The sequence below is a fragment of the Nocardioides ginkgobilobae genome, from assembly GCF_054781275.1.
In genome coordinates this window covers 334048-355454 of sequence record NZ_BAAGUS010000002.1, presented here as the reverse complement: position 1 = coordinate 355454, position 21407 = coordinate 334048, and the positions used below count along the sequence as shown (strand labels likewise).

General features: G+C 74.5%; 18 protein-coding genes. 3 read left to right on the top strand and 15 right to left on the bottom strand.

The window, feature by feature from the left end:
* Nucleotides 1-229 precede the first annotated feature (229 nt).
* The 12 genes from ACYVID_RS03995 to mraZ form a co-directional block, all read right to left on the bottom strand.
* On the bottom strand, nucleotides 230-973 hold the full coding sequence (locus ACYVID_RS03995; protein ID WP_460734627.1) for a cell division protein FtsQ/DivIB: 744 nt from the start codon (nucleotides 971-973) through the stop codon (nucleotides 230-232).
* Nucleotides 970-2412 (bottom strand): UDP-N-acetylmuramate--L-alanine ligase, encoded by a 1443-nt coding sequence (gene murC, locus ACYVID_RS03990; RefSeq protein ID WP_460734625.1) that lies wholly within the window; start codon nucleotides 2410-2412, stop codon nucleotides 970-972. The genes ACYVID_RS03995 and murC overlap by 4 nt, the downstream gene beginning before the upstream one ends.
* Entirely contained in the window at nucleotides 2409-3497 is a 1089-nt protein-coding gene (murG, locus tag ACYVID_RS03985) for an undecaprenyldiphospho-muramoylpentapeptide beta-N-acetylglucosaminyltransferase (protein ID WP_460734623.1), read from the bottom strand. Before murG ends, murC begins: the two co-directional genes overlap by 4 nt.
* A gap of 30 nt (nucleotides 3498-3527) precedes the next feature.
* On the bottom strand, nucleotides 3528-4784 hold the full coding sequence (gene ftsW, locus ACYVID_RS03980) for a putative lipid II flippase FtsW (protein ID WP_460734621.1): 1257 nt from the start codon (nucleotides 4782-4784) through the stop codon (nucleotides 3528-3530).
* Nucleotides 4785-4831: 47 nt separating this feature from the next.
* Nucleotides 4832-6319 (bottom strand): UDP-N-acetylmuramoyl-L-alanine--D-glutamate ligase, encoded by a 1488-nt coding sequence (murD, locus tag ACYVID_RS03975; RefSeq protein WP_460734619.1) that lies wholly within the window; start codon nucleotides 6317-6319, stop codon nucleotides 4832-4834.
* Entirely contained in the window at nucleotides 6316-7404 is a 1089-nt protein-coding gene (gene mraY / locus ACYVID_RS03970; RefSeq protein WP_460734617.1) for a phospho-N-acetylmuramoyl-pentapeptide-transferase, read from the bottom strand. Before mraY ends, murD begins: the two co-directional genes overlap by 4 nt.
* A gap of 172 nt (nucleotides 7405-7576) precedes the next feature.
* The gene (locus tag ACYVID_RS03965; RefSeq protein WP_460734615.1) at nucleotides 7577-9130 is read right to left on the bottom strand and encodes a UDP-N-acetylmuramoyl-L-alanyl-D-glutamate--2,6-diaminopimelate ligase; all 1554 of its coding nucleotides are present in this window, start codon (nucleotides 9128-9130) and stop codon (nucleotides 7577-7579) included.
* A 38-nt stretch (nucleotides 9131-9168) separates the two neighbouring features.
* Nucleotides 9169-10962, bottom strand: coding sequence for a peptidoglycan D,D-transpeptidase FtsI family protein (locus tag ACYVID_RS03960; protein ID WP_460734613.1), 1794 nt, complete (start codon nucleotides 10960-10962; stop codon nucleotides 9169-9171).
* Between the two features lie 87 nt (nucleotides 10963-11049).
* A complete protein-coding gene (locus ACYVID_RS03955) occupies nucleotides 11050-11781 on the bottom strand; it encodes a hypothetical protein (RefSeq protein ID WP_460734611.1) in 732 nt (243 codons plus the stop codon).
* Complete coding sequence (gene rsmH, locus ACYVID_RS03950) at nucleotides 11781-12860, bottom strand: 16S rRNA (cytosine(1402)-N(4))-methyltransferase RsmH (protein ID WP_460734609.1); 1080 nt, start codon at nucleotides 12858-12860, stop codon at nucleotides 11781-11783. The genes ACYVID_RS03955 and rsmH overlap by 1 nt, the downstream gene beginning before the upstream one ends.
* 1 nt (nucleotide 12861) lies before the next feature.
* On the bottom strand, nucleotides 12862-13014 hold the full coding sequence (locus ACYVID_RS03945) for a hypothetical protein (RefSeq protein WP_300642399.1): 153 nt from the start codon (nucleotides 13012-13014) through the stop codon (nucleotides 12862-12864).
* A 302-nt stretch (nucleotides 13015-13316) separates the two neighbouring features.
* The gene (mraZ, locus tag ACYVID_RS03940; RefSeq protein ID WP_300642396.1) at nucleotides 13317-13733 is read right to left on the bottom strand and encodes a division/cell wall cluster transcriptional repressor MraZ; all 417 of its coding nucleotides are present in this window, start codon (nucleotides 13731-13733) and stop codon (nucleotides 13317-13319) included.
* Between the two features lie 349 nt (nucleotides 13734-14082).
* Between mraZ and ACYVID_RS03935 the strand changes: the two genes are divergently transcribed.
* From ACYVID_RS03935 to ACYVID_RS03925, 3 genes are read left to right on the top strand one after another with little or no spacing between them, the layout of a single operon-like run.
* Complete coding sequence (locus tag ACYVID_RS03935) at nucleotides 14083-15060, top strand: AAA family ATPase (RefSeq protein WP_460734606.1); 978 nt, start codon at nucleotides 14083-14085, stop codon at nucleotides 15058-15060.
* Nucleotides 15061-15087: 27 nt separating this feature from the next.
* Nucleotides 15088-16326, top strand: a complete 1239-nt coding sequence (locus ACYVID_RS03930; protein WP_460734604.1) for a DUF58 domain-containing protein — start codon at nucleotides 15088-15090, stop codon at nucleotides 16324-16326.
* Nucleotides 16323-18665 carry a transglutaminase family protein gene (locus ACYVID_RS03925; RefSeq protein ID WP_460734602.1) on the top strand — a complete coding sequence of 781 codons (2343 nt, stop codon included), beginning with the start codon at nucleotides 16323-16325 and terminating at the stop codon, nucleotides 18663-18665. Before ACYVID_RS03930 ends, ACYVID_RS03925 begins: the two co-directional genes overlap by 4 nt.
* 116 nt (nucleotides 18666-18781) lie before the next feature.
* Here ACYVID_RS03925 and ACYVID_RS03920 read toward each other — a convergent pair whose 3' ends face one another.
* The 3 genes from ACYVID_RS03920 to ACYVID_RS03910 all read right to left on the bottom strand — a co-directional run bounded on the left by ACYVID_RS03920 (nucleotide 18782) and on the right by ACYVID_RS03910 (nucleotide 21391).
* The gene (locus tag ACYVID_RS03920) at nucleotides 18782-19234 is read right to left on the bottom strand and encodes a DUF3040 domain-containing protein (protein ID WP_460734600.1); all 453 of its coding nucleotides are present in this window, start codon (nucleotides 19232-19234) and stop codon (nucleotides 18782-18784) included.
* A gap of 120 nt (nucleotides 19235-19354) precedes the next feature.
* The gene (gene dinB, locus ACYVID_RS03915; RefSeq protein ID WP_460734598.1) at nucleotides 19355-20545 is read right to left on the bottom strand and encodes a DNA polymerase IV; all 1191 of its coding nucleotides are present in this window, start codon (nucleotides 20543-20545) and stop codon (nucleotides 19355-19357) included.
* A gap of 99 nt (nucleotides 20546-20644) precedes the next feature.
* Complete coding sequence (locus tag ACYVID_RS03910; RefSeq protein ID WP_460734596.1) at nucleotides 20645-21391, bottom strand: methyltransferase domain-containing protein; 747 nt, start codon at nucleotides 21389-21391, stop codon at nucleotides 20645-20647.
* Nucleotides 21392-21407: the final 16 nt, after the last annotated feature.

The window sequence follows — 21407 nt, the reverse complement described above, 5'->3', positions numbered from 1 at the left end:
TCGCCAAGCAACTCAACGACCGCCCCCGCAAACGACTCGGCTTCTACACCCCCGCCGAGGTCTTCGCTAAGTTGCTCGCCGACAACCAGACAGCCGGTGTTGCGACCGCCCCCTGAATCCGCCGTCACCGTCGAATCCGTGCCGGGTCACCGTCGAATCAGTGCCGGGTCACCGTCGAATCCGTGCCGGGTCACCGTCGACGTGGCCCCGGGTCAGCGCGTCCCGCGGGTCACTGGCGGGTGGTGGGGGTGGCGGGCACGGAGACGTCGTACACCCGGGCGTCCTGGGTGAGCAGCACGGCGAGCACCTCGGCCTTGCGCTCGGAGTCCTCCGCGCTCCCCCACACCACGGTGCGGCCGTCGCGCAGGGCGAGCTCGATCCGGTCGATGCTGGCGACCGAGACGAAGTCCACCCGTGGCGCGAGGTCCTCGGGCAGGGCGGAGACGACCGCGGCGGCCTCGCGCAGCGCCTCGGAGCTGGCGCCCGAGGCGGTCTGCACGCGGGGCAGGTCGGGCGGGGCCGTGGCGTAGTCGCGGAAGACCACGCCCTCGGCATCCAGGCCGCGCAGGGCGGTGCCGATCTGCACGACGGCGACGGCCTGGCGCTCCACGACCGTGATGGCCACGGTGTGGGGCCAGCGGCGCACGACGTCGACCTCGGAGACCATGGCCAGCGAGGCGACCCGGGTGCGGACGGCATCGAGGTCGACACGGGCCAGCGGCTCCCCGAGGGGTACGCCGGCGGCCTGCTCGACCTCGTCGGGGGCCAGCTGCGAGGCGCCGGCCACGGTGACCTGCTCGGCGGCCAGCCAGGAGGAGAACCACACGGCGTACGCACCGAGGCCGAGCGCGAGCAGCGCCGCGAGCGCCAGGAGCGCCCGCCGCCACGACAGCCACCGCCGGGCCCACCGGCGGCGGGCGAACGCCCGCTGCGCGCGGGCCTGGCTCGCCCCCTGGGTCGTGCGCTGGGTCACCCGCTCTCCCCGGCGCGCAGCAGTGCCAGGACCTGGGGGCCGACCTCGGTCACGCTGCCGGCGCCCAGGGTGAGCAGGACGTCGCCGGGGCGCGCGCGGCGGACGAGCTCGGCAGCCACGTCGGCCTGGTCGGGGACGAAGGCGACCTGCTCGGCGGGCAGCGGGACGGCGTCGGCCACCAGCGCGCCGGTCACGGCCGGGTCCGCGTCCTCGCGGGCGAGGTGGACGTCGAGGACGACGACCTCGTCGGCCGCCCCGAGGGCCTCCCCCATCGCCGCCCCGAAGAGCCGGGTGCGGGAGACCAGGTGCGGCTGGTAGGCCACGACGACCCGTCCGTCGCCGGCCAGGGACCGGGCGGCCTCGAGGTCGCCGGCGATCTCGATCGGCTGGTGGGCGTAGGAGTCGTAGACCCGCACGCCGGCCGCCTCGCCCTTGGGCTCCATCCGCCGGCCGGTGCCGGTGAACGACTCCAGGCCGGCGCGCAGGCCGTCGAAGGGCAGGCCGAGCCGCAGCCCGGCGGCCAGGGCGCAGGCCGCGTCCAGGACGTAGTGCCGCCCGGGGATGCGCAGGGTGACCCGGCCCAGCTCGCGGCCGTCGTGGACGACCGTGAAGGCCGAGGTGCTGCCCTCGAGCACGACGTCGCGGACCTCGAGGTCGGCGCCGGGCCGCTCGCCGACCGTGACCACCTCGGGGCCGTCCCCGGCGACCCGAGCGGCCACCTGCGCGGCCAGCGCCCGTGCACCGTCGTCGTCGGTGCACAGCACGAGGAAGCCGTCGCGGTCGACGGTGCCGGCGAAGTCGACGAACGCCTGGCGGTAGGCCGTCTCGGTGCCCCACTGGTCGAGGTGGTCGGCACCGACGTTGGTGACGATCGCGGCGTGCGGGCGGTAGACGAGGAAGGCGCCGTCGGACTCGTCGGCCTCGGCGACGAAGAGCGGCCCGGCGCCGGCGTCGGCGTTGCGGCCGGTGGCCGAGAGCAGCCCGCCCACGGCGTACGTCGGGTCGGCGTCGCAGGCGAGCAGGGCGCAGGTCAGCAGGGAGGTCGTCGTGGTCTTGCCGTGCGTGCCGGCGACGGCGACGACCCGGCGACCGGCCATCGTGGCCGCGAGGCCGGCGGAGCGCGGCAGCAGCCGCAGCCCGCGGCGACGGGCCTCGAGCACCTCGGGGTTGTCCTCGCGCGCGGCGGTCGTGACGACCACGGAGTCGCCGGGGCCGAGGTCGCCGAGGTGCTCGGCGGCGTACCCGCGGTGCACGGTCACGCCGAGCTCGCGCAGGCTCGGCAGGAAGGGCGTCTCGGCGTCGTCGGAACCGGTGACCTCGACCCCGGACATCGCCATGATCCGGGCGATGGCCGAGAGCCCGGCCCCGCCGATGCCGACGAAGTGGACCCGGCCCAGGCGGTCGGCGGGGAGGATCTCGTCGGGGACCGGCAGCCTCATCGGGGCCCTCCGCCGACCTCGAGGACGATCCGGGCCAGCGCCTCGTCGGCGTCGCGGGGCACCAGCGCCACGGCGGCGGCCCCCATGGCGGCCAGCCGTGCCGGGTCGGTCACCAGCGGGACGGCGTGCTCGACGACCCACTCGGTGGTGAGGTCGGCGTCCTCGACGAGCACCGCTCCCCCGGCCTCGACGACGGGGGCGGCATTGCGGCGCTGCTCGCCGTTGCCGATCGGCAGCGGCACGAAGACGGCCGGCAGCCCGGTCGCGGCCGCCTCGACGACGCTGTTGGCGCCCGCGCGGCAGATGGTGAGGTCGGCGGCGGCGAGCGCGAGGTCCATCCGGTCGCAGAAGTCGAGGACGACGTACGGCGGCGCACCGGGGGTCGCCGGGCCCGGCTCGGCCCCGCCGTGCTTGCCCTGCACGTGCAGCACCTGCACGCCCGCGGCAGCGAGCGCGGGGGCCGCCCCGGAGACGGAGCGGTTGAGGCTCTGCGCCCCCTGCGAGCCGCCGGTGACCATCAACGTCGGACGGTCGGGGTCGAGGCCGAAGGACGCCCGCGCCTCGGCGCGGACGGCCGCGCGGTCGAGGGTGGCGATCATCCGGCGGACCGGGAGACCGACGTACTCGGCGCGGCGCAGCGGGGTGTCGGGGAAGCTGGTGCAGACCCGGCGCGCGACCCGGGCCCCCAGCTTGTTGCCGAGGCCGGGCAGCGCGTTCTGCTCGTGCACCACGACCGGGATGCCGCGGCGGCGGGCGGCGAGGTAGGCCGGCACCGAGACGTAGCCGCCGTACCCGACGACGACGTCGGGGCGCACGCGGTCGAGCACGTCGTACGTCGCCCGCACGGCGGCCCGCAGGCGGCCCGGCACCCGCAGCAGGTCGGCGCCGGGGCGCCGGGGCAGCGGCACGGGCGGCACCAGCTCGAGCGGGTAGCCGGCGGCCGGGACGACCGTGGTCTCCAGGCCGCGAGCGGTGCCCAGGCAGGTGATCTCGACCTCCGGGTCCAGCCGGCGCAGGGCGTCGGCGGTCGCGAGCAGGGGCGAGGTGTGGCCGGCGGTGCCTCCGCCGGCGAGCAGGATGCGCATCGGGGCCACCCTAGGGAGCCGGGCTCCCCGTCAGGGGAGGCGACCCGCCGAGACACCGGTCGAGCGTGACCGACGCCGCGCGGCCAGCGCCCTGGCGGCCTCCGGCTCGCGGCGCGCGAAGCCGATGAGCAGCCCCAGGGCGGTCAGTGAGGGGAGCAGCGAGGAGCCGCCGTAGGAGATGAGCGGCAGCGGGACGCCGATGACCGGGAGCAGCGCGAGGACCATGCCGACGTTGATCATCATCTGGCCCAGCAGCCAGACCACGATGCCGAAGGTGGCGTAGCGGACGAACGGGTCGCGGGTGCCGAGCGCGACCCGCATCGCGGCGTAGGCGATGGTGAGGAAGAGCCCGACGACCAGCAGCGTGCCGACCAGCCCGAGCTCCTCGCCGAGCACGGCGAAGATGAAGTCGGTGTGCGCCTCGGGCAGGTCGCCCCACTTCTGCTGGGAGGCACCGATGCCCTCGCCGAACCAGCCGCCGCTGGAGAGGGCGTACAGGCCGTGGGCGGGCTGCCAGCCGGTGTCGAGGTAGTCCTCGAAGGGGTTCATGAAGGTGGTCAGGCGCGACCACCTCTCGCCGTCGGTGACCGCGAAGCCCGCGGCGATGGTGCCGACGACGCCGAAGGTCATGACGAAGAAGCGCATGGGGGCGCCGACGACCCACAGCATGCCCATGAGGATCGCGCCGAAGACCAGCGCGGTGCCGAGGTCGCGACCGGCCACGACCAGCCCGGTGGCCAGGAACATGCCTGGGACCACGGGCACCACCAGCTGGTGCAGGTTGCCGAGCCGGCGCTCCTTGTTGGCGTAGACCGTGGCCGCCCAGAGGATGAGGGCGAGCTTGGCGATCTCGGCCGGCTGGATCGCCACAGGTCCGACACCGAGCCAGTTGCGGTTGCCGTTGATCTCCTTGCCCAGGAAGATCGTGAGGAAGAGCAGGACCAGGGAAGCGACGTAGGCCCAGACCGAGATCCGCTTGAGGAAGCCCAGCGGCAGCCGCGAGGCGACGAAGGCGGCCGGCAGGCCGATCAGCAGCCACATCAGCTGGCGGCGCACCACGGCGTAGGAGTCGCCGTCGTTGAGGCGGAAGGAGTACACGCTGGAGGCGCTGAGCACCATGATCAGGCCGATGGTGAGCAGCAGCGCCGAGGCGCCGAGCAGCAGGTAGTACGACGTCAGCGGCTTGTCGAGCGCCTCGCGGGCGGCGGCCAGGCCGGCGAACCGCTGCCCGCCCCTCCCCCGGGCCGGACCGGGGACGATGCGGGTCTCGTCGGCGGTGGTGCTCACCCCGGGCCCTCCCGTCCTGTCCCTGGTCGTGGTGCTCGTGCTGGGGCTCAGCCGGCGAGGTGCTCCCGCACGGCTCCGGCGAACGCGTCACCGCGGGCGCCGTAGTGGGTGAACTGGTCCATCGAGGCGCATCCCGGGGCCAGCAGGACCGTGTCGCCGGGTCGGGCGAGCTGGGCTGCGGCCGCGACGACGCGTCCCATCGGACCGTGGTCACCACCTGTCACACCAGTCTCATCGTTCCCGACCCGGATGACGGGCACATCCGGGGCGTGTCGTGCGAGTGCCTCGGCGACGACGTCGGCGTCGCGGCCGAGCAGGACGACCCCGCGCAGCCGGTCGCGCACGGCCTGCACCAGGTCGTCGAAGCGGGCGCCCTTGGCCAGGCCCCCGGCGACCCAGACGACCGGGTCGTAGGCGCGCAGGGAGGACAGCGCCGCGTGCGGGTTGGTGGCCTTGGAGTCGTCGACCCAGGTGATGCCGTCGGCCTCGGCCACCACCGCGATGCGGTGGCCGTCGAGCCGGAAGCCGCGCAGGCCGTCGCGCACCGCGTGCTGCGAAACGCCGTGCGCCCGGGCCAGGGCCGCGGCGGCGAGGGCGTTGGACACCACGTGCGGGGCGTGGCTGGGCAGGTCGGCGACCGTGCAGAGCTCGGCGGCGCTGGTGCTGCGCTCCTCGATGAAGGCGCGGTCGACCAGGATGTCCTCGACCAGTCCCATCATGCCGACCGAGGGCATGCCGAGGGTGATGCCGATCGCGCGGGCTCCCTCCACCACGTCGGCGTCGCGGACCAGCTGCTCGGTGACCGGGTCGGCCACGTTGTAGACGCACGCCCGCTGGACGCGCTCGTAGACGCGGCCCTTGTCGGCGGCGTACGCCTCCATGGAGGGGTACCAGTCGAGGTGGTCCTCGGCGACGTTCAGCACCGCCGCGGACTCCGCACTCATGGAGTCGGTGTAGTGCAGCTGGAAGCTGGACAGCTCCACGGCCAGCACGTCGTGCGGCACGGGGTCCATCACCGCCTCCACCAGGGGCAGGCCGACGTTGCCGGCGGCGACGCTGCGCAGACCCGCGGCGCGCAGGATGGCGTCGAGCATCTGCACGGTGGTCGTCTTGCCGTTGGTGCCGGTGACCGCCAGCCACGGGGTGTCGTGGTCGGGGTGGCGCAGCCGCCAGGCCAACTCGACCTCGCCCCAGACCGGGATGCCGCGCTCACGGGCCTCCACCAGCAGCGGGCTGTCGGGCCGCCAGCCCGGCGAGGTCACGACCACATCGACGTGGTCGAGGTCGGTGGGCAGCGCAGCCGTGGTGCCTGGCCCCAGACGGACGTCGGCGCCGAGCACCTCCAGGAGCTCGGCCTTCTCCTCCTTGCCCTCGGCCCGCTCGTCGAGCGCGGTCACCGCGGCACCGAGGTGGGTCAGGTTGTCGGCCGCGGCGAAGCCGGAGACGCCGAAGCCGGCGACGACGGCGCGCACGCCGTCCCAGGAGTCGGTCTGGCCGAGGCCGTCGAGGTCGCGGCGGGCCCGGTGGCGGCTCACGTGCCCGCGACCCACTCGGCGTAGAAGATGCCCAGGCCACCGGCGACGCAGAGACCGGTGATGATCCAGAACCGGATGACCACGGTGATCTCCTCCCAGACCATCTCGAAGTGGTGGTGGATGGGGGCGATGCGGAAGAGCCGTTTGCCCGTCCCCGTGATCCTGCGGGTCGCCTTGAACCACGTCACCTGGAGCATCACCGAGACGGTCTCCATGACGAAGACGCCACCGAGGACGATCAGCAGCAGCTCGGTGCGGGTCAGGATCGCCAGACCGGCCAGCGCGGCACCCAGGGCCAGCGAGCCGGTGTCGCCCATGAAGATCTGCGCGGGCGCGGCGTTCCACCACAGGAAGCCGAAGCAGGCCCCGGTGATGGCGGCCGCGACGACCGCCAGGTCGAGCGGGTCGCGCACGTCGTAGCACTTGCCGTAGGCGATGTCGGCCTGGCCGCACCACTGGTTGTTCTGCCAGATGTTGACGATCGTGTAGGCGCCGAAGACCATCACGCTGCAGCCGGTCAGCAGGCCGTCGGCGCCATCGGTGAGGTTGGTGGCGTTGCTGGTGGCGATGACCATCAGCAGGATCAGCGCGAGCACGACGACCATCGGCAGCACGAAGCTGTCGAGGTCGCGGATGAACGACAGCGAGAACGACGCCGGTCGCTGGCCGCGCTCGTCCTCCAGGGCCGGGCTCAGCGCGAGGATGCCGAACGTCAGGCCGACGACGGTCTGGCCGACGATCTTGGCCTTGCTGCGCAGGCCGAGGCTGCGCTGCTTGTAGATCTTGATGAAGTCGTCGAGGAAGCCGACGAGCCCGGTGCCGACGAAGAGCAGCAGCAGCAGCCAGGCCGAGGCGCTCGGCGGGGTCATCGTGATGAGCTTCGCGGCGAAGTAGCCCACGACGCTGGCGGCGATCAGCACGACCCCGCCCATGGTCGGGGTGCCGCGCTTGACGTGGTGGGTCGTCGGCCCGTCGTCGCGGACCTCCTGGCCGTAGCCGAGGCGGGTGAACTGCCGGATGGCGTAGCGGGTGCCGAGCAGCGAGATGAGCAGCGAGATGCCGCCCGCCAGCAGGATCGCCCTCACCGGCCGCCCACCTCCGTCCCTGCCTGCGACGTGCGTCGCGTCGTCCGTGCCGTGCGGCCCGCACCCGCGGGCCGGCGCCGTGGCCCGCCGTCGGACCGTCGACCATCTTGGCGCATGCCGGGGTCGCCCGGCCCGCGCCCCGCCGCGGGGGTGGCCATCCTCACGTGCGGACTCACGTGCCCGCGCCCGCGAGCAGGTCGCGCACGACCTCACGGTCGTCGAAGGGGTGCACGACCCCGTGGACCTCCTGGCCGGTCTCGTGGCCCTTGCCGGCGACGAGCACGATGTCGCCGGGAGCGGCCTGCTCCAGGGCCCAGGCGATGGCGCGGCGGCGGTCGCCCTCCTCGCGCACCTCGGCCCGCTCGCCGTCGGGCACCTCGGCGCAGCCGGCCAGCAGGGCGGCCCGGATGGTCGCGGGGTCCTCGGTGCGCGGGTTGTCGTCGGTCACGACCACGACGTCGGCGAGCCGGGCCGCGATCTCCCCCATGAGCGGGCGCTTGCCCGTGTCGCGGTCCCCGCCGGCCCCGATCACCACCAGCACCCTGCCTGCGGTGAGGGGGCGGAGCGCGGAGATCGCAGCCTCGACCGCGTCCGGCTTGTGGGCGTAGTCGACGACGACCTCGAAGTCCTGCCCGGCACGGATGCTCTCGAGCCGGCCGGGTACGCCGGCGAGCCCGGCGATCCCCCGCGCGACCGCCTCGGGGTCGAGCCCCGCCTCGCCCGCCGCGGCGATCGCCGCCAGCGCGTTGGAGACGTTGTAGGCCCCGGCCAGGGGCACGCCGGCGGCGTACCGGCCCCCGGGGGCGAGGACGGTGAAGTCGGTGCGGCTCGGGGCCGGCGCGAGCTCGGAGACCGACCAGGTCGCACCCGCTCCCCCGGCGGTCGAGAAGGTCGCCAGCGGCAACGTGGTCTCGTCCGCCAGCCGCCGTCCGTGCTCGTCGTCGAGGCAGACCACGGCCCGGCGGGCGCGCTCGGGGGTGAAGAGCGAGGCCTTGGCCTCGTAGTACTCCTCCACGGTGTCGTGGAAGTCGAGGTGGTCGCGCCCGAGGTTGAGGAAGACCGCGACGTCGAAGACGACGCCGTCGACCCGGCCGAGCACCAGCGCGTGGCTGGACACCTCCATGGCGCACACCTCGACACCGCGCTCGACCATGAGGGCGAAGAGCGCGTGCAGGTCGGGGGCCTCGGGGGTGGTCAGGGCGGTCCTGACGTCGGTGCCGGCGATCCGGGTGCCGACCGTCCCCACGACCGCCGGGACGGTGCCGGCCGCGGCCAGGCCGCCCTCGAGCAGCCGGGTGGTGGTGGTCTTGCCCTGGGTGCCGGTGACGCCGACCATCACCAGCCGACGGGCAGGGTGGCCGTAGACCTCGGCGCTGACCCGGCCCAGGAGCCGGCGCGGGTCGGGCACGACGACCAGGGGCACGCCGGGGTCGAGCCGCTCGGCACCCGCGGGATCGGTCAGCACCGCGACGGCCCCGGCGGCCAGGGCCCGCTCGGCGAAGTCGGCACCGTGGGCCCGGGCGCCCGGCAGTGCGGCGTAGAGGTCGCCGGCCAGCACGCGCTCGCTGCTCAGCGTGATGCCGGTGAGCGCGGCCTCGCCGCTCACCTCGGCACCGACCCCGAGCTCGGCCTCGATCCACGCGGCGAGCGCGCGCAACGAGGTGGTGGGCGGGTGCGTGGGGCGCGTCGCCGCGGTCTGCCCAGCCGTCCGGTCTGCGGTGGTCACGGACCCAGGACCCTACGCCCCGCCACGGACGCCGGACGTCACCACTCGACGGGGAGCGAGGACGGCTTCGTGCTGGTGGGCGGGACGGCGTACCGGCGCAGGGCGTAGCCCATGATCTTCGAGAAGGCCGGACCCGCCACTGAGCCACCTCCCCCGCCGTTGCGCGGGTTCTGGACCACGACGTAGACGGTGAAGCGCGGGTCGTCGGCCGGCGCGAAGCCGGCGAAGGAGACGGTGAAGGTGCCGTCGTAGCAGCCGCACTCGGAGTTGGCGCGCTGCGCGGTGCCGGTCTTGCCCGCGACGCGGTAGCCCGGGACCTGCGCTCCGGGGGCGACGCCGGCCTCGGGGTCGACGACGCGCTCCATCATGAGCATGGTCTTGCGGGCAGCGTCCTCGGAGAGCACCCGGCGCGAGGTGACGGTCTCGGTGCCGACCTCCTCACCGGAGTCGGTGGTGACCCGGCCGCGCACGAGGCTGGGGTCGACGCGGACGCCGCCGTTGGCGACGGTGTTGATCGCGGCGGCCATCTGCAGGGCGTTGACCGAGACCGACTGGCCGAAGGCGACGCGGTCCTGGGTCTGGGAGGTCCACAGCGAGCCGGCGGGCACGATGCCCGGCGACTCGCCGCGCACGCCGACCCCGGTCGGCTCGCCGAGGCCGAAGGCCGTGAGGTAGTCGCGCAGCTCGTCGCCCTCGAACTTGTCGGCGGCCAGGACGGTGCCGATGTTGGAGGACTTCGCCAGCACCCCGGCCAGGGTCAGGTTGATGGTGCCGTGGTCGAACCAGTCACCGATGGCACGGTCCTGGCGCTGCAGGCTCGGCGGCACGGTCAGCCGCGTGCGGGGGGTGACGCGGCCGGCGTCGACGAGGGCGCCGAGGGTCAGCACCTTCTCAACCGACCCGGGCTCGTAGACGTCGCTCATCGCCCGCGAGCCGAGGTCGGCCTCGTCGGCCTCGAGCGGCTCGTTGGCGTCGTACGTCGGGAAGTCGGCGAGGCTGAGGACCTCACCGGTGCGCGAGTCCATGACCACGGCCACGCCGGAGTCGGCACGGGCGTCGTAGACGGTCTGGCGCAGGACCCGCTGCACGTACCACTGCAGCTCGCGGTCCAGCGTGGTGGTCAGGTCGCGGCCGTCGACGGCCTCGACGACCGTCTGCTCGCCGAGGGGGATCTTCTGGCCCGCGGCCACGGAGTAGCGCGCCGAGCCGTCGGTGCCGGAGAGCTCGGCGTCGAAGGTGCGCTCGAAGCCGGCCAGCGGCTGGGGGGTGCCGTCGGCCAGTGGGGTGCCGAGGAAGCCGATGATGTTGGCCGCGACGTCACCGGCGGGGTAGACGCGGATCGGGTCGCGCTGGGTCGTCAGGCCGTCGAAGCCGAGCTCGGCGGCGCGCTCGACGACCGCACGGGCGTCGGCGGCCGGGACCGAGCGCGCGACGTACTGGAAGCGGGTGTCGGTGCGGCGCAGCCGCTCCAGCGTCGTGACGTAGTCGACGTCGAGCTTGGTGGCCAGCAGCTTGGCGAGCTCCGGGGCCCGGTCGACCTCGTTGCCGGCCTCGTCGGTGTTCACCAGCGCCGGGTCGGCGATCACCATGAGCCCGTCGACCGACTCCGCCAGCGGCTCGCCGTTGCGGTCGAGGATGTCACCGCGGGTGGCGGGCAGCACGACGTCCTGCATGCTCTCGGCCGCGGCCATCGCGGCGTAGGAGCCGGGGTCGATCCCCTGCAGCTGCACCAGCCGGGCACCGAAGACCGAGAGCACCATCGCGATCAGCACGAAGCCGATCCGCAACCGCAGGTGCGGAGCGCCGCGGCGCGGGTAGCGACTGGTCCTCACGGGTGTCCTCGGGGTGCTCGGGTGCTTGATGGTGCCGGTGGTGGTGCCGGTGGTCACTGTGGGTCGGCGGTGGTCCAGGTGGGTGGGTCAGCGGTCGCGGCCCGAGCGCCCGCGGTCGTCGCGGCGCTCCCGGTCGCCACCGCGGTCGCGGTCCGAGGACGCCTCCCCATTCCTACCGCCGCGGTCGGACCTGGCCGCGTCGCCACGCCCATCACCCCGGCCCTCGCCGTTGCCACGGTCGCCGGCACGGTCGCCGGCCCGGTCGCCGGCCCGCTCGTCGGCCCGACCGTTGCCGTTGCCGTTGCCGTCGCCGTTGCCCCGGTCACCGCTGAGCGTGCCCTCGGGCGGCCGGACCACCTGCGTCGCGGGGGCGAGCTCCGCCGGGAGCGGCGGAGCCTTCGCCTCCAGCAGGACGGGGGCGAGGACCTGGGCACCGGCGGGGTCGCCGGCGACCGAGCCGTCGGAGAGGTCGAGGAACAGCGGAGCGGCCGGGACGCGCATGCCGAGCTGCTGCGCGCGACGGGCGACCTCCTGGGGGTCGCGCAGCTGCTCGAGCTTCATGCCGAGCGACTCCTGGCGCGCCGAGAGCACCGCGGCCCGCTGCTCCAGCGAGGTGGCGGTGAAGGCCGACTGCTGCATCGAGGTGTTGAAGAGCAGCAGCCCCACCACGCCGCCGAGCAGCAGCACGGTGACGAGGGAGACGAAGGGCAGGCGGGCGGCGCGGGTCTCGGCCCGGGGCACCACGGTGAGGCGGGCCCGCTCGACGGCGGCTCCCGCGAGACGGGGAGCGCGCTGGCGCAGGGTGGCGGGGCTGGGCATCAGGCGACTCCCCTGTTCGTGGACCTGCTGGTGGACGTGCTGGTGTTCTTGCCGGTGTTCTTGCCGGGCTTGCTGCCGGACCTCGACGTCGGGCGCCCGGTGGGCCGCTCGGCCGGGCGGACCCGCTCGACCGCCCGGAGCCGGACCGAGGCCGCGCGCGGGTTCTCGGCGATCTCGGCCGCGTCGGCCTGCTCGCTGCCGCGGGTGACCAGGCGCAGGGCCGGCTCGCTCCCCTCGGGCACGAACGGCAGGTCGGGCGGCACCTCGGAGCGCGTGGCGGCGGTGAAGGCCTGCTTGACCAGCCGGTCCTCGAGGGAGTGGTAGGACTCCACGACGACCCGGCCGCCGACCCCGATCGCGTCGATGGCCGTCGGGAGGGCGCGGCGCAGCACCGTGAGCTCGTCGTTGACCTCCATGCGCAGCGCCTGGAAGGTGCGCTTGGCCGGGTGACCGCCGGTACGACGGGCGGGGGCCGGGATCTCGGCGTACAACAGCTCGACGAGCGGGCCCGAGGTGGTGAACGGCTCGCTCTCGCGGCGGCGTACGACGGCCTGGGCGATCTTGCGGGCGAACTTCTCCTCGCCGTAGTCGCGCAGCACCCGCGTCAGCTCGCCCACCGAGTAGGTGTTCAGCACGTCCGCGGCGGTGGGGCCGGTCGAGCCGTCCATCCGCATGTCGAGCGGTGCGTCCTCGGCGTACGCGAAGCCGCGCTCACGGCGGTCCAGCTGCATGGAGGAGACGCCGAGGTCGAAGAGGACCGCGTCCACCTCGGGCAGGCCGAGCTCCCCGAGGACGTCGGGGATCTCGTCGTACACCGCGTGCACGCCGGTGAAGCGGTCGCCGAAGGGGGCCAACCGCTCGCCGGCGAGGGCGAGGGCCTGGGGGTCGCGGTCGATGCCCACGACCCGGCTGTGCGGGAGGCGGACCAGGACCGCCTCGGAGTGGCCGCCGAGGCCGAGGGTGCAGTCGACGAGCACCCGCTCACGACCGGCCGTGCGGTCCTCGTCGCGCTCCAGCGCGGGTGCCAGCAGTGCCACGACCCGGTCGAGCAGCACCGGGACGTGCAGGGGGGCCGGCACGTCAGCGGCCCAGGCTCGAGAGCAGCGCCAGCGCGGTGGCAGCCCCCACGGACGTCGCGAGCGAGAAGACCATGAGCGTCGCCGCGTCGCGGGCCTGGTGACGGACCCGCCTCTCGGCGGCCGGCGCCGGCGTGGGCGCGTGCGTGCTGCTCATGGTCTCGACCCGTTCGTGTGGTTGCTGCTGTGGCGGTTGCGGTGCTGCTCTGCGGTGCTGCTCTGCTGCGGGATCCCGCCGGGCCTGGTCCCTGCCCGCTCCGTGTGCTCGTGATCTGGGGCCGGGGAAGGTGTCCCAGAGACGGTCCGTCTGCGGCCGGGGAAGGTGTCGCAGAAGGAAGGGTGGAGCGGGCCGAGACCAGGCCCTGCGGTGTCCCGTTGTTCAGTTGGTGCGTCCGTGCCGTGCGGCTCGGGGGTCCTGCTGGTCCTGCTGGTGGAGCGTGGGTGGAGCGCCGGTGGGGACTACTCGCCACTCGACTCGTCGAGCTCGGCGAACTTGGCCTGCGCCCCGGAGGAGTACTCCTCCCAGCGCTGCGGCGCCCAGATCTCCACGCGGTCCCCGACCCCGACCACGACGACGTCGCGCTCGAGACCGGCGCTGGCGCGCAGGAAGGTCGGGATGCCGATGCGTCCCTGCTTGTCCGGCGTGCCCTGCTCGGCCCCCGCGAAGAGCACACGGCGGTAGTCGCGGGCGTCCTTGTTGGTCATGGGCGTCGCCTGGGCGCGCGCCGCCTCGGCCATGAACGTCTGCTCGGGCCACACCGTGAGGCAGTTGTCCTGTCCCTGGGTGATCACGAGGCCCTCCGCAAGCGCGTCCCTGAACTTGGCGGGGAGGAAGAGGCGGCCCTTCTCGTCGAGCTTCGGCGTGTACGTGCCCATGAAGAACACGGGGCACCTCCGCTGACGGTCAGGAACCTCCTGGCTCCTCCACTTTCCCCCACCCTACTCCACATTGCTCCACCGTCAACCACCTTCCACCCCCTTTTGCCCCACGTCGCTCCCCCCGCCGCCATCCCGCTCCCCTCTTCCGTCCCGCTCCCCCAGCGACGACAGGGCCGCGGCCGCCGACGCCGGTCCCGAGCCCCTCGCACACGAACCCCCGGCGCCGGATCGCAACCAACCCGTGACCCCGCGCGTCACAGCCCTGCGCACCGCGGCCGCTACGTTGCCCTTGCCGCAACCGCCTACGGTGGAGCGAGGCGCGACGACCCATCGGGAGGACCCAGCCGTGGCAGCACCCAGCACCGACGGTGCCGACCTGGAGACGCTCGCCCGCGTCGCCGACCGGGTCCGGGCCAACATCGAGAAGGTCATCGAGGGCAAGCCGGAGGTCGTGTCCGCGACCCTCGTCGTGCTCCTGGCCGAGGGCCACCTGCTGATCGAGGACGTGCCCGGCGTGGGCAAGACGATGCTGTCCAAGGCACTGGCCCGCAGCATCGACTGCTCGGTACGTCGCATCCAGTTCACGCCGGACCTGCTGCCCTCGGACGTGACCGGGGTGTCGGTGTTCAACCAGGACACCCGCAGCTTCGAGTTCCGACCCGGCGGGGTCTTCGCCAACATCGTGGTGGGCGACGAGATCAACCGCGCCTCGCCCAAGACCCAGTCGGCGCTCCTGGAGTGCATGGAGGAGCGGCAGGTCACCGTCGACAACGCGACCTACCAGCTGGATTCCCCCTTCATGGTCATCGCGACGCAGAACCCGATCGAGATGGAGGGCACCTATGCCCTGCCCGAGGCGCAGCGGGACCGCTTCATGGCCCGGGTCTCGATCGGCTACCCCGTCGAGGCGGCCGAGCTCGCGATGCTGCAGAGCCACACCTCGCACACCCCGCTCGACGAGCTGGAGCCGGTGACCGACGCGGCCGAGCTGCGCAAGCTGACCTCGATCGTGGGCGATGTCTACGTCTCCGAGCCGGTGCAGCGCTACGCGGTCGCGATCAGCGCCGCCACCCGGCGCAGCCCCGAGCTCAGCCTGGGTGCCTCACCGCGCGCCACGCTCCACCTCGTGCGGGCCGCCAAGGCGTACGCCGCCCTGTCGGGTCGTGACTACGTGCTGCCCGACGACGTCTCCGGCCTCGCCGAGCGGGTGCTCGCCCACCGGCTGCTGCCCAGCGTGGAGGCCTCCATGGGTGGCCGGACCACCGAGGAGGTCCTCGGCCGGATCCTCGCCGGCGTCGCCGTGCCCGAGGGACAGCGGTCCTAGTGGTCCCGGCGCTCGGGAGCCACTGAGGTGCGCGAGGCACTCGCCGGCCTGACCGTGCGTGGACGCGCCTTCGTCGCGGCCGGGGTGACGGCGGTGGTCTGTGCGGTGCTGCTGGGCCAGCCGGCGCTGACCCGCGTCGGGGTGCTGGTCCTCGCCCTCCCCCTGGTCACCGCCCTGCTGCTGGGGCGCAGCCGCTACCGGCTCGCGCTGGTGCGCACCGTGTCCCCGGGCCTGGTCGCGGCCGGGCAGGCCGCCCGGGTCACGCTGTCGCTGACCAACGAGGGCCGCACCCCCAGCGGCGTGCTGCTGCTGGAGGACCGGGTGCCCTACGCCCTGGGCAGCCGCCCCCGGTTCGTGCTCGAGGGCGTGCGCAGCGGCTGGCACCGGCAGGTCTCCTACCAGGTGCGCTCGGACCTGCGCGGTCGCCACGAGATCGGGCCGATGCAGGTGCGCGTGACCGACCCGTTCGGCCTGGTCGAGCTCGGCCGCGCCTTCCAGACCACCACCTTCCTGACCGTCACCCCCCGGACCGTCCCGCTCTCACCGCTGCGGCTCTCCGGCTCCTCGCACGGCTCGGGCGACCAGCGGCCCCGCTCCTTCGCCACCGGCAGCGCGGAGGACGTGACCGTGCGCGAGTACCGCCGCGGCGACGACCTGCGCCGGGTCCACTGGCGCTCCTCGGCACGCATGGGCGAGCTCATGGTCCGGCGCGAGGAGCAACCGTGGCAGGCGCGGGCCACGATCGTGGTCGACAACCGGGCCGAGGCCCACCGCGGCCAGGGGCCGGCCTCCTCCCTCGAGACGGCGGTCAGCGTCGCCGCCTCGGTCGCCACCCACCTGGCCCACCGCGGCTACCAGGTGCGCCTGGTCACCGCCGACGCGGCCGAGCACGCGCTCTGGCACGACCGCGACGCCGACCGCAACACCGCTCCCCTGCTGGAGTCCCTCGCCGTCCTGCAGCCCACCAGCGCGGCCCGGTTGGACGCCCGCTGGCTCTCCGAGCCCGGGCACGGCGGCCTCGTGGTCGCCGTCCTCGGGGCGATCGGCGAGGCCGATGCCCCCGTGCTGCGCCGGATGCAGTCCCATACCGCCACGCCGCTGGCCATCGCCCTGGACGTCGACGCCTGGACCGGCCGCCCCACAGGCTCGGCCGCGCCGCTGCTGGCCTCCCAGGGCTGGCGCGCGGTGGCGCTCGGCCCCCAGGACGCGCTGGACCCGGCGTGGCAGGAGCTCGGCAACCGCGTCGGCACCGGGGTCGGGCGATGAGCCGGCCCGCCCCGAGCCCGGGGGCCGCCCTCACCACCGCCGGCTTCGCGGCCGCCACGACGTGGGTGACGCTGCTGTCCTGGCGCGGCTTCACCGACCGGCCCGCCACCTTCCTGGTCCCGCTGGTCGTCCTGGCGGTCGTCGTCGCCGGCGTCGGCGGGCTCGGCCGCGCCGCACGCATCGGCACCGGTGGGGTCCTGCTGCTGCAGACCCTGCTCGGCGGGATGGTCGCCAGCTACGCCGTGAGCGGCTCGCCGGTGCCCATCGGCGGCGCCTGGACCGACCTGCGGGCCGCGGTCGACCTCGCGGTCGAGGGCGCCCAGGCCTTCGCCCCGCCGGTCCCCACGTCGGAGGCCGACGTCGCCCCCCTGCTCATCGGTGGCGGTCTGCTGTGCCTGCTCCTGGTGGACCTCCTCGCCGCCGGCCTGCGACGCACCCCGCTCGCGGGCATCCCCCTGCTGACGATCTACAGCCTGCCCGTCGGCCTGGTCGGCACCGAGCTCACGTGGTGGGTCTTCGCGCTCTCGGCGCTGGGGTTCCTCGTCCTGCTCTTCCGACAGGAGGCCGCCACGGTCGGCCGGTGGGGCCGGGCCCTCGACGGCGAGGACCGCACCGCGAGCGCCCCGGCGCTGCAGAGCGCCGGTGTGCGCCTGGGCGCGGCCACGGTCGGCCTGACCGCGACGGCGCTGGCCGTGGTGGTGCCGCTGGCGATCCCGACCCTGGACGTGCAGCTGCTCGACATCGGCCGCGGCACCGGTGGCGGGGACGGCATCGAGATCGAGAACCCCATGGTCGACCTGCGCCGCGACCTCAACCGCGGCCAGGACGTCCCGCTGCTGCGGATGCGCACCAACGACCCCGACCCGTCGTACCTGCGGATCTCGGTGCTCTCGCGCTTCACGGCCAACGAGTGGAGCTCCGGGGACCGGGAGATCCCCACCGAGAACCGGCCCGAGGGACGCGTGCCCGACCTCACCGGGGTCGACCCCGACGTGCCGCGCACCACCTTCGACTACGACGTCGAGGTGCTGGAGGACTTCCGCTCCACCTGGCTGCCGACGATGGCGCCGGTCACCACCGTGCGCGCCGACGGCGACTGGCGCTACGACGTCGAGACGATGGACTTCCTGGCCGCCGACGACGACCTGGACACCTCCGGGCTGCGCTACTCCATGACCGGGGTGCAGCTCGACCTCTCCGCCCAGGAGCTGGCCGACGCCGGCACCTCCGCCGGCCAGGTCTCCGCGGACTTCACCGAGCTGCCCCCGGACATGCCGGCGATCATCCGGCAGCTGGCCAATGACGTGACCGCCTCCGCCCCGACCCGCTTCGAGAAGGCGGTCGCGCTGCAGGACTGGTTCCGCGAGAACTTCACCTACTCCTTGGACCAGGTGCCGCCCGGCAACGGCACCGACGACCTGGTCTCCTTCCTCTCCACCGACGAGGGGGGTCGGGTCGGCTACTGCGAGCAGTTCGCCGCGGCCATGGCCGTGATGGCGCGCCAGCTCGGCATCCCCGCGCGGGTCGCGGTCGGCTTCCTCGTCCCCGACGAGGTCGAGCGCGGGGTCTTCGAGTACTCCGCCTACGACCTGCACGCCTGGCCCGAGCTCTTCATCGCCGGCGCCGGCTGGGTGCGCTTCGAGCCCACGCCTGCCGACCGCGCCAGCGGCGTGCCGACCTACACCCGACAGAGCGTCGACGGTCCGGTCGAGGAGCCGATCACCCCCGGCGGACGCCCCCAGGACGACACCGCGGCCCCCGGCGGCCCGGCCGACGAGGAGCCGAGCGCGGAGCCCACCGAGACCCCGGAGGCCGGGACCGGGTCCGCCACCGAGACCGGCGGCGTGCCGTCGTGGGTCGGCACCGTGCTGGCCTGGACCGCCGCGCTCCTGCTGCTCGTCGGGCTCGCCGTCAGCCCCCGGGCCTGGCGGGACCGTCGGCGTCGTCAGCGGCTGGCCGGAGGCCCCGAGCACGTGTGGGCCGAGCTGCGCGACAGCGCCCTCGACCTCGGGGTGCCGTGGCCCGAGGGCCGCTCGCCGCGGGAGACCGCGAGCGGGCTGCAGCCGCACCTGGCCGGCTCGCAGGAGTCCGTCGCGGCGCTGGAGGCCCTGGTCGTCGCGCTGGAGCGGTCGCGCTACTCCCGCGCCGGGGGCACCGCGACCGCCGGTGACTGGGAGCCGCTGGGTGTTGCGGTGCTGGCCGGCCTGCGGGCCACGGCCGCCGACGGCGTACGACGCAGGGCGGCGTGGGCGCCGCGGACGCTGCTGCGTCCGACACGGGTCGCCGGCGGGGACGCGGCGCCCGCGGTCGAGCGAGAGCTCGTCGACCAGGCCCGCTGATTCCGGCCCGGCACGGCCTGGGTCTCGACAGGCGGTCGCGGCTCCGTCCCTCAGCCGCGCGCCCGCTCGGGCTCACTCGATTGCCGGCGACCTCCGTCGCCGGTCACCGGCGCTCGTCAGAAGCCGCCGTTCTCCTCGCGGCGACGGCGCCACCGCTCCTCGACGCGCTCCATGAAGGAGCCGTTGGAGCGGGGGCGACCCTTGGCCTTGCCGGCGCGACCGCGGCGGCCGCCGTCGATGACGGTGAAGCCCGACCCGGCGGCACGACCGGCCGGGGCGGCGGGAGCGGGAGCGGCCTGGGCCTGGCCGCGCAGGGAGTTGAGGCCGAGCGTGGCGGAGCCGAGCATGACCACGAAGCCGGCGAGGCCGACGGGCCACAGGTTGATGACCGCACCGGTCATCAGGAGCACGATGCCGAGGACGAAGACGACCCCGGCGAGCACGGCGCGTCGCCGCGCGGCCTTGCGCAGCGAGGTGCCTCGCAGGGTGGAGACGAACTTGGGATCCTCCTCGGAGAGGGCGCGCTCCATCTGCTCGAGCAGTCGCAGCTCCTCTTCCGAGAGTGGCACGGTTCCTCCAGGTTGCTCGCGTCTCCGTGACGGCCCCACAGGCCTGCGGCAAGTCTAGGCAGGCCTCGGCGTGCACGGTAGGGATGCGTCGAATTTGGGCCAGAGGTCCCGACCGGCACCTCACCCGAGCAGGCTGGCCGGGCGCACCGCGGCACTGCCGAAGCGTCGGGTGGCCCGGTCCACGGCGCGGTCGGCCTCGGGCCAGCCGTGCTCCCGCTCCCCCAGCACCTGCTGGTGGTGGACGGTGCTGCGCGGCACCAGTCCCTCCACCCGGACCCCGACCAGCCGCAGCCGGGCCCGCTGCAGGCCCAGGGCGTCGTAGAGGCCCACCGCGGTGCGGTAGATCTCCTGGGTGACGTCGGTGGCCTCCGGGCAGGTGCGGGACCGGGTGAGGGTGGTGAAGTCGGCGAAGCGGACCGTGAGCGTCACCGTGCGCCCCGCGACCCCGGCGACCCGCATCCGGTGGGCGACCTTCGCGGTCAGCGCGAGCAGCTCGCGCAGCACCACCTCGCGGTCGTCGACGTCGCGGCCGAAGGTCTCCTGGGCGCCCATCGACTTGTCGGGGTCGCCCCCGCCGAGCCCGAAGGCCGGCGCCCGGCGGGCGACGACCTCACGCCGGTCCAGCCCCCAGGCGAGCTCGTGCAGGTGCCGGCCCAGTGCCTGTCCGACCGCGCGCTGCAGCGTGCGCAACGGGGTGTGGGCGACGTCGCCCACGGTGACCAGGCCCAGGCGGTGCAGCATCGCCCGGGTCTTCTCCCCCACGCCGTACAGCTCCCCCACGTCGAGGGGGTGCAGGAACGTGGTGACCCGCTCCGGTGGCACCACCACCACACCGTCGGGCTTGGCCCGGCGGCTGGCCAGCTTCGCCACCGAGACCGAGGCCGCGACCCCGACCGAGCAGGTGATGCCCTGCTCGTCGTGGATCGTCGCGCGGAGGTCCTCCGCGATCTGCTCGGGCGGCCCCCAGCGGCGCACGGACCCCCGGACGTCGAGGAAGGCCTCGTCCAGGGAGACCACCTCCACCAGCGGGGTCACCCGGCGGAAGGTCTCGACGACGGCGGCCGAGACGGTGCCGAAGACCTCGTGGTCGGGACTGATCGTCACCGCCTGCGGGCACAGCCGACGGGCGCGCGCCGAGGGCATCCCCGAGCGCACCCCGTGCTCGCGTGCGAGGTAGTTGGCCGAGAGCACCACGCCCCGGTGCCCACCACCGACGACGACCGGGACCTGCTGCAGGTCGGGACGGTCCCGGGTCGCGACGGAGGCGTAGAAGGCGTCCATGTCGACGTGCAGGATCGGGGTGTCGGTCATCGCCGACCCCGCAGGGGCCGACCCCGCAGGTGCGGAGGTGACGTCTCGAGGATGCGGAACTGACGCCTCGAGGGTGCGGAGCTGACGCCTCGGCGGTCCTCAGGCGCGGGCGAGCAGGTGCAGCTGCGTGGCGAGGGGGAGGTACTCCGGACGGGTCGCCACGGCGGTCTCGAGCTCGAGCAGGGCCGCGGTGGCACCGGGCTCGAGGTCGAGCAGGGAGCCGGGGACGAGGTCGGCGAAGACCCGCACCCCGTGCACCGAGAGCAGCTCGAGACCGGCGCCGTCGAGCAGCGCGGCGACCTCGTCGTGGGTGAAGCGTCGACCGGCGCGGCCGCCGCCGGCCTCGGGCGAGCCGGGGTCGAGCAGGGCGAGCGCCTGGCCGAAGTGGCCGGCCATGGCCCGAGCCAGCACCGCCGCGTGCCGCTGGGCGACCAGGAGCGAGAGGGTGCCGCCAGGACGCAGCACCTCGCGCAGGGTGCCGAGGGCGGCGGCGGGGTCGGGGACGTGCTCCAGCACCCCGTGGCACAGCACCAGGTCGGCACTGCCGGGAGCGACCGGCCCCTCCGGCGCGAGCAGCGCGGACAGGTCGCCCTGGTGCGCGACCACCTCCACGCCCTCCTCGCGGGCACGCCGGCCGAGGGAGGCCAGGGCGTCGGGGCTGGGGTCGACCACGGTGACCCGGTGGCCCAGGCCGGCGACCCGGACCGCGGAGACACCGGTGCCGCCGCCGATGTCGAGGACGTCGAGCGGGGCTGACCCCCCGTCACCGCCGAGCATCTCCTGCAGGTCGTCCCACACCACGGCGGTGCGGACGTTGCGACGCTGCTCGCTGCTGGCCCCAGACATGGGACCCACCCTAGGG